Below are 6,071 nucleotides of genomic sequence, written 5' to 3'. Positions count from 1 at the left end.
TACACCAGCGAGGTATCCTGGAACAGGACGATCCCCTGGGTCAGCAGCAGCGGCACCATGGCGCGGAAGGCCTGCGGCAGAATGATGAGCTTCATCGACTGCCAGTGGGTCATCCCCAACGCCAGCGCGGCGCTGGACTGGCCGCGGGAAATACTCTGGATACCGGCACGGATAATCTCAGAGTAATAGGCGGCTTCAAACATGGAGAAGGCCACCATCGCTGAGATCAGGCGAATATCGCTTTTCGGCGACAGCCCCAACACGTTTTGCAGGAACCCGGGCACAATCAGATAGAACCACAGCAGCACCATCACCAGCGGGACGGAGCGGAAAACGTTAACGTAAGCCTTGGCGAACCAGGCAATCGGCTTGAACGCGGACAGGCGCATCACCGCCAGCAGCGTGCCCCAGACAATCCCCACCACCACTGCGGTGACGGTAATTTTGAGGGTGATAACCAGACCTGCCAGCAGGTAAGGCATCGATGGAATAATTGAACTCCAGTCAAACTCGTACATTATTTACCCCCCAGGTTGCCCGGCAGGCGGATTTTGCGTTCCACCAGCGCCATCACCAGCATAATCACGGCGTTAATGAAAACGTAAGCGAGGGTAATTGCCGTAAAGGATTCCCAGGCGTGCGCGGAGTAATCGAGCAGCTTGCCCGCTTGCGCTGCCATATCGACCAGACCAATGGTTGACGCGATGGCCGAGTTTTTCACCAGGTTCATCATTTCGGAGGTCATCGGCGGTACGATCACGCGATAGGCGTTCGGTAACAGCACGTAACGGTAGGTTTGCGGCAGGGTCAGGCCCATCGCCAGACCGGCGTTTTTCTGTCCGCGCGGCAGCGACTGAATAGCGGCTCGCACTTGTTCGCAGACGCGCGCGGCGGTGAACAGACCCAGACAGATCATCGACGAGAGGAAGAACTGGATGTTGGGATCGAGTTCGGATTTAAACCACATGCCGAGATTTTCCGGCAGCAATTCCGGCACCACGAGATACCAGGTAAAGAACTGCACGATCAGCGGCACGTTACGGAACAGTTCGACGTAGCAGGTACCGATAGCCGATAAGAATCGGTTCGGTACGGTACGCAGAATCCCGAACAGTGAGCCGACGAAGAACGCGCTAATCCATGCGGTAATGGACAGCGCGACGGTGACCTGGAAACCACTCCAGAGCCAGCCGAGATAGGTGGTGTTGCCAAATGGGGCCTGTTGTAAAAAGATTCCCCAGTTCCAGTCTATTGACATAATGAACTCCAGAAAAAAAAGGGTAGCAGTTCGACCTGCTACCCTCGAAGATTGTTGAACAGCGTTTTGCGGTATTCAGGCCAGGTGGGGAACGACCACCTGACATATAGTCTGTCCGTGCTGAACCACAATCGAGAGGGCAGATTCTTCCGCCCCGTATTTTTTATTAGTTAAGTGCTTTGTCGTTAGGCGTTTTGAACAGCGCTTTCATCTCGTCTGAGAGTTCAAAGTTCATGTTCAGGTTTTTCGGTGGAATCGGGTTTTTAAACCATTTTTCAAACCATTTGGTGGCTTCGCCGGAGGTTTGCGCCTGAGCGATGGTATCGTCCATCAGCTTTTTAAACTCAGGGTCGTCTTTACGCAGCATACAGCCGTAGGCTTCCTGGGACTGCGGCTTGCCGACAATTTCCCAGTTATCCGGCTTCTTGGCTTTTGCACGTTCGCCAGCCAGCAGCGCGTCATCCATCATAAAGGCCACTGCGCGGCCGCTTTCCAGGGTACGGAAAGAGTCGCCGTGATCTTTGGCGCTGATGATGCGCATATTCATTTTCTGTTCGTCATTCAGCTTGTGCAGCAGAATCTCGGAGGTGGTACCGGAGGTGACGACAACGGCTTTGTCTTTCAGATCCGGGAAGTCTTTAATCGGGCCGCCTTTTTTCACCAGCAGGCGGGTGCCGACGACGAAGATGGTGTCAGAGAAGGCGGCCTGTTTCTGGCGCTCAAGGTTGTTAGTGGTGGAGCCGCATTCGAAATCGAAGGTGCCGTTTTGCAGCAGTGGAATACGGTTCTGCGAGGTGATCGGAATCAATTTCACCTGCAGGTCCGGTTTGTTGAGCTTTTTCTTCACGGCATCAACGATGGCGTTGGAGTAGTCCTGAGAGTAACCGACCACTTTCTGCTGGTTGTCGTAGTAGGAGAATGGTACGGATGATTCGCGGTGACCGACGACAATCACGCCGTTTTTAGCTATTTTGGCGAGCGTTCCGCCCGCGGCGGGTGCCGCATCTTCCGCATGCGCCAGGCCGGCAGACATCCCCAGAACCAGCATTGCTGTGGCAAGCTTACGTAATTGCATATCCAACTCCTTCATCCTCTGCGACGTTGCCGCATTGAACCCATTGTGAATGTTGTGTTGTTATCACTGCGTCTTTAGCGTGCAGCGTTATCTGTGTTTGTTAGCATTTAGTTTGGCTTAATGTAAAGATTTTGCTGCTTTATTGTTTATTTTTGCGAAGCGTGCCGCACCGCTTTGAGGCAAAAATCGCAGTTTGCACAATAATGGTGCTACCGATGCTGTGTTGTGGTGCAACTTAGTTGCGCCGGTAGGGAATGTGCAGCCTCTTGATTATATTAAGCAATTGGCGTGCCAGAATGAGGTTTTGGTAGCGGGGAGAGGTTGTTGGCCTGATAAGCGTAGCGCCATCAGGCTCGGTGCGATACAACAGCCGGATGGCGGCGTACCGCCTTATCCGGCCTACATTCGATAGTACAATGTTTTATTTGCGGCGTTGACGCAGGCTCATCACCAGCGCGCCAAAGCCGAACAGTACGGTAATCACCCACACCGTCCAGTCACCGGTTCGCGCGTACGGCGTCAGGCCGGTGGTCGGCGTGACTTTGGTGGTCAGCACCTGGCGGGTAAACTGCGGGATCATCGCCTGAATTTCACCGCGCGGGCCAATGACGGCGGTAATGCCGTTGTTGGTGCTGCGCAGCAGCGGGCGCGCCAGCTCGAGCGCACGCATGCGGGCCATCTGGAAGTGCTGCCACGGGCCGATGGACTTACCAAACCACGCATCGTTAGAGATGGTTAGCAGGAAGTTAGTGTCCGGGCGGAAGTTGTCGCGCACCTGCTGGCCGAGAATAATTTCGTAGCAGATCGCGGCGGTGAGCTTCAGATTATGCGCCTGCAGCTGCGGCTGAATGTACGGCCCACGGCTGAAGGATGACATTGGCAGGTCGAAGAACGGCGCCAGCGGACGCAGAATAGACTCCAGCGGCACAAACTCGCCAAACGGCACCAGATGGTTCTTGTTATAGCGGTTGCTGGATTCGTAGCTGTATGGGCTGTCTTTGCCCAGCGTGATAATGGTGTTGTAGGTGTCGTAACGGTTCTGCTTGTTGAGGCGCGAATCGACGATGCCCGTAATCAGCGTACTGTCTTTGGCGCGCAGGAGATCGTCCATCATGCTGAGGAAGCGCTGCTGGTTGATTTCCAGATCCGGAATCGCCGACTCCGGCCAGATAATCAGTTGCGATTTGCCCATCACCTGCTCGGTAGCGTCGAGGTAGACTTTTAGCGTATTCAGCAGCTGGTTTTCGTCCCACTTCAACGCCTGCGGAATGTCCCCCTGGACCAGCGAAACCTGAGTGGTTTTGTCGGTTTGCAGGGTGTACCACTGGATATAGCGCAGCGGGAAGGGCAGGGCAAAGAGCACCACGCCGACGACCAGCGGACGCCAGTTACGGGTGACCAGCGCCAGCACAAGCAGGCCGCTTACCATCATCAGCAGGAAGTTAATCGCCTCCACGCCCATCAGCGGCGCCAGCCCTTTCAGCGGCCCGTCAATCTGGCTATAGCCAAACTGCAGCCACGGGAAACCGGTCAGCACCCAGCCGCGCAGGAATTCGGTCAACTGCCAGACAACCGGCGCAGCAATCGCCACGCGCAGCCAGTTCGCTTTCGGCCACAGCCGCGACAGAACACCAGCAAACAGGCCGGTATACAGCGACAGATAAGCCGCCAGCAGCACCACGAGGAAGACGTTGACCGGGCCGGGCATGCCGCCAAACTGCGCGATACTGACATAAACCCAGTTGATACCGGAGCCAAACAGGCCAAAGCCCCAGAAATAACCAATGGCCGCCGCCTGCACCGGGCGACGGTTGAGTGTCAGCCCCTGCAGACCCATCAGCGAGATAATCGCCGCAGGCCAGATGTCATAAGGAGAAAAAGCCAGCGTACCGCTGGCTCCGAAAAGTAGCGCCAGCAGCAGGCGAATGCGCTGGCGTTCAAGCAATGAGGCAAATGCCATGGAGATTATTCGTCCAGTTTCGGTTGGGGGGAATCGTCCGGAATCTTAACATGAACCTGAATAATACGACGGCTGTCAGCCATCGCCACCTTAAACTGGTAACCATCAATGTCGATGGTTTCCCCACGCGCCGGCAGATGACCAAAGGCCTGCATCACCAGCCCGCCGATGGTATCGACCTCTTCATCGCTGAAGTGGGTGCTGAAGGCATCGTTGAAGTCTTCGATAGAGGCCAGCGCACGCACCGTCCAGGTGTGGCGGCTGAGCTGACGGAAGTCGATATCGTCCTCTTCGTCATACTCGTCTTCGATTTCGCCGACGATAAGCTCCAGAATATCTTCGATAGTCACCAGGCCCGAAACGCCGCCAAACTCATCGATAACGATGGCCATATGGTAGCGCTGGGAGCGGAATTCCTTGAGCATACGGTCAACCCGTTTGCTTTCCGGTACGACAACCGCGGTGCGTAACACTTTATCCATGCTGAAAGCTTCGGCATCGCTGCGCATAAACGGCAGCAGATCCTTGGCCATCAGAATCCCTTCAATGTGATCTTTGTCCTCGCTGATAACCGGGAAACGCGAGTGGGCGGACTCGATGATCACATCAAGACATTCGTCCAGGGTCTGGTTGCGTTTCAGGGTAATCATTTGGGAGCGCGGGATCATGATGTCGCGGACGCGCTGGTCGGCGATATCCATTACCCCTTCGAGCATGTCGCGCGTATCTTCATCGATAAGGTCGTTCTGCCCGGAATCACGGATCAGCGCCAGCAGTTCGTCACGGTTTTTCGGTTCACCGTGGAAAAGCTGGCTGAGTAAGAGGGAGAAGAATCCCTTTTTGCTGTTTACTGTGTCACTACTGTGTGAATTGTCGTCGCTCATGGCGTCGTTTGGGTTCTCATGTTGATTAAACTGTCGCTCGTCGCGCGTAAATTCAGCGCCGGACGGCATGGAAAAACATTGGGCCGCAGCCCAACGCTTTATTCTTTCTCGGAAATGTACGGATCCTCATAGCCCAGAGCAAGCATTATCTCTGTCTCGAGGCTTTCCATCTCTTCCGCTTCCTCATCTTCGATGTGGTCATAGCCCAGCAGATGCAGGCTGCCGTGGACAACCATGTGCGCCCAGTGGGCTTCCAACGGTTTGCCTTGCTCAGCGGCTTCCTGCTCCACCACCTGACGGCAGATGATCAGATCGCCCAACAGCGGCATCTCCATACCCGGTGGCGCTTCAAACGGGAAGGAGAGCACGTTGGTCGGTTTATCCTTACCGCGATAGGTGAGGTTCAGTTCATGGCTCTCAGCTTCATCCACCAGGCGAATCGTCACTTCTGATTCCTCCTGGAACTGCGGGATAACGGCATCCAGCCAGCCCTGGAACTGACTTTCTTCTGGCAGACCGGTGTTATTTTCACAGGCCAACTGGAGATCGAGGATCACCTGACTCATTTCTGCTCCTGCGCCTGAGCTTCGCGTTTGCGTTCTGCGGCCAGCTCGGCTTTACGTTTTTGATCGGCTTCTTCCCACGCCTCATAGGCGTTGACGATGCGGGCAACCACCGGGTGGCGCACCACGTCTTCGCTGTGGAAGAAGTTAAAGCTGATTTCATCAACTTCGGCCAGCACTTCGATAGCATGGCGCAGGCCGGATTTGGTGCTGCGCGGCAGGTCAATCTGGGTGACGTCGCCGGTGATAACCGCTTTAGAGTTAAAGCCGATACGCGTCAGGAACATCTTCATCTGTTCGATGGTGGTGTTCTGGCTTTCATCAAGAATGA

The 6,071-nt window shown here is 55.2% G+C and carries 7 protein-coding genes; all 7 read right to left on the bottom strand.

Features of this window, described 5'->3' with window-relative positions:
- Window positions 1-518, bottom strand: a 518-nt coding sequence (gene gltK / locus ACW14G_RS21835; protein WP_455648797.1) for a glutamate/aspartate ABC transporter permease GltK, incomplete at its 3' end; no start/stop codon positions are given.
- Window positions 518-1,258: an amino acid ABC transporter permease gene (locus ACW14G_RS21830; protein ID WP_455648795.1), complete on the bottom strand. Its 741-nt coding sequence runs from the start codon at window positions 1,256-1,258 to the stop codon at window positions 518-520. The genes gltK and ACW14G_RS21830, both read right to left, overlap by 1 nt.
- A gap of 166 nt (window positions 1,259-1,424) precedes the next feature.
- Window positions 1,425-2,333, bottom strand: a complete 909-nt coding sequence (locus tag ACW14G_RS21825; RefSeq protein ID WP_064548262.1) for an amino acid ABC transporter substrate-binding protein — start codon at window positions 2,331-2,333, stop codon at window positions 1,425-1,427.
- A 421-nt stretch (window positions 2,334-2,754) separates the two neighbouring features.
- Window positions 2,755-4,293, bottom strand: a complete 1,539-nt coding sequence (gene lnt, locus ACW14G_RS21820) for an apolipoprotein N-acyltransferase (protein WP_163446138.1) — start codon at window positions 4,291-4,293, stop codon at window positions 2,755-2,757.
- Window positions 4,294-4,298: 5 nt separating this feature from the next.
- Window positions 4,299-5,177: a CNNM family magnesium/cobalt transport protein CorC gene (gene corC, locus ACW14G_RS21815; protein WP_455648798.1), complete on the bottom strand. Its 879-nt coding sequence runs from the start codon at window positions 5,175-5,177 to the stop codon at window positions 4,299-4,301.
- Between the two features lie 98 nt (window positions 5,178-5,275).
- Window positions 5,276-5,743, bottom strand: coding sequence for an rRNA maturation RNase YbeY (gene ybeY, locus ACW14G_RS21810; protein ID WP_163446137.1), 468 nt, complete (start codon window positions 5,741-5,743; stop codon window positions 5,276-5,278).
- The coding region (locus tag ACW14G_RS21805; protein ID WP_455648794.1) for a PhoH family protein at window positions 5,740-6,071 on the bottom strand (332 nt) is incomplete at its 5' end. The genes ACW14G_RS21805 and ybeY, both read right to left, overlap by 4 nt.

The sequence above is a fragment of the Kluyvera sp. genome (genome assembly GCF_965301105.1).
The sequence above is the reverse complement of the archived record's forward strand: the minus strand, read 5'-3'. Positions and strand labels throughout refer to the sequence as shown.

Bases quoted from the DNA above. Each gene is read 5' to 3' on its own strand.
- lnt (WP_163446138.1), bottom strand. From the start codon at position 4,293: ATGGCATTTGCCTCATTGCTTGAACGCCAGCGCATTCGCCTGCTGCTG.
- ACW14G_RS21830 (WP_455648795.1), bottom strand. From the start codon at position 1,258: ATGTCAATAGACTGGAACTGGGGAATCTTTTTACAACAGGCCCCATTT.
- ACW14G_RS21825 (WP_064548262.1), bottom strand. From the start codon at position 2,333: ATGCAATTACGTAAGCTTGCCACAGCAATGCTGGTTCTGGGGATGTCT.
- corC (WP_455648798.1), bottom strand. From the start codon at position 5,177: ATGAGCGACGACAATTCACACAGTAGTGACACAGTAAACAGCAAAAAG.
- ybeY (WP_163446137.1), bottom strand. From the start codon at position 5,743: ATGAGTCAGGTGATCCTCGATCTCCAGTTGGCCTGTGAAAATAACACC.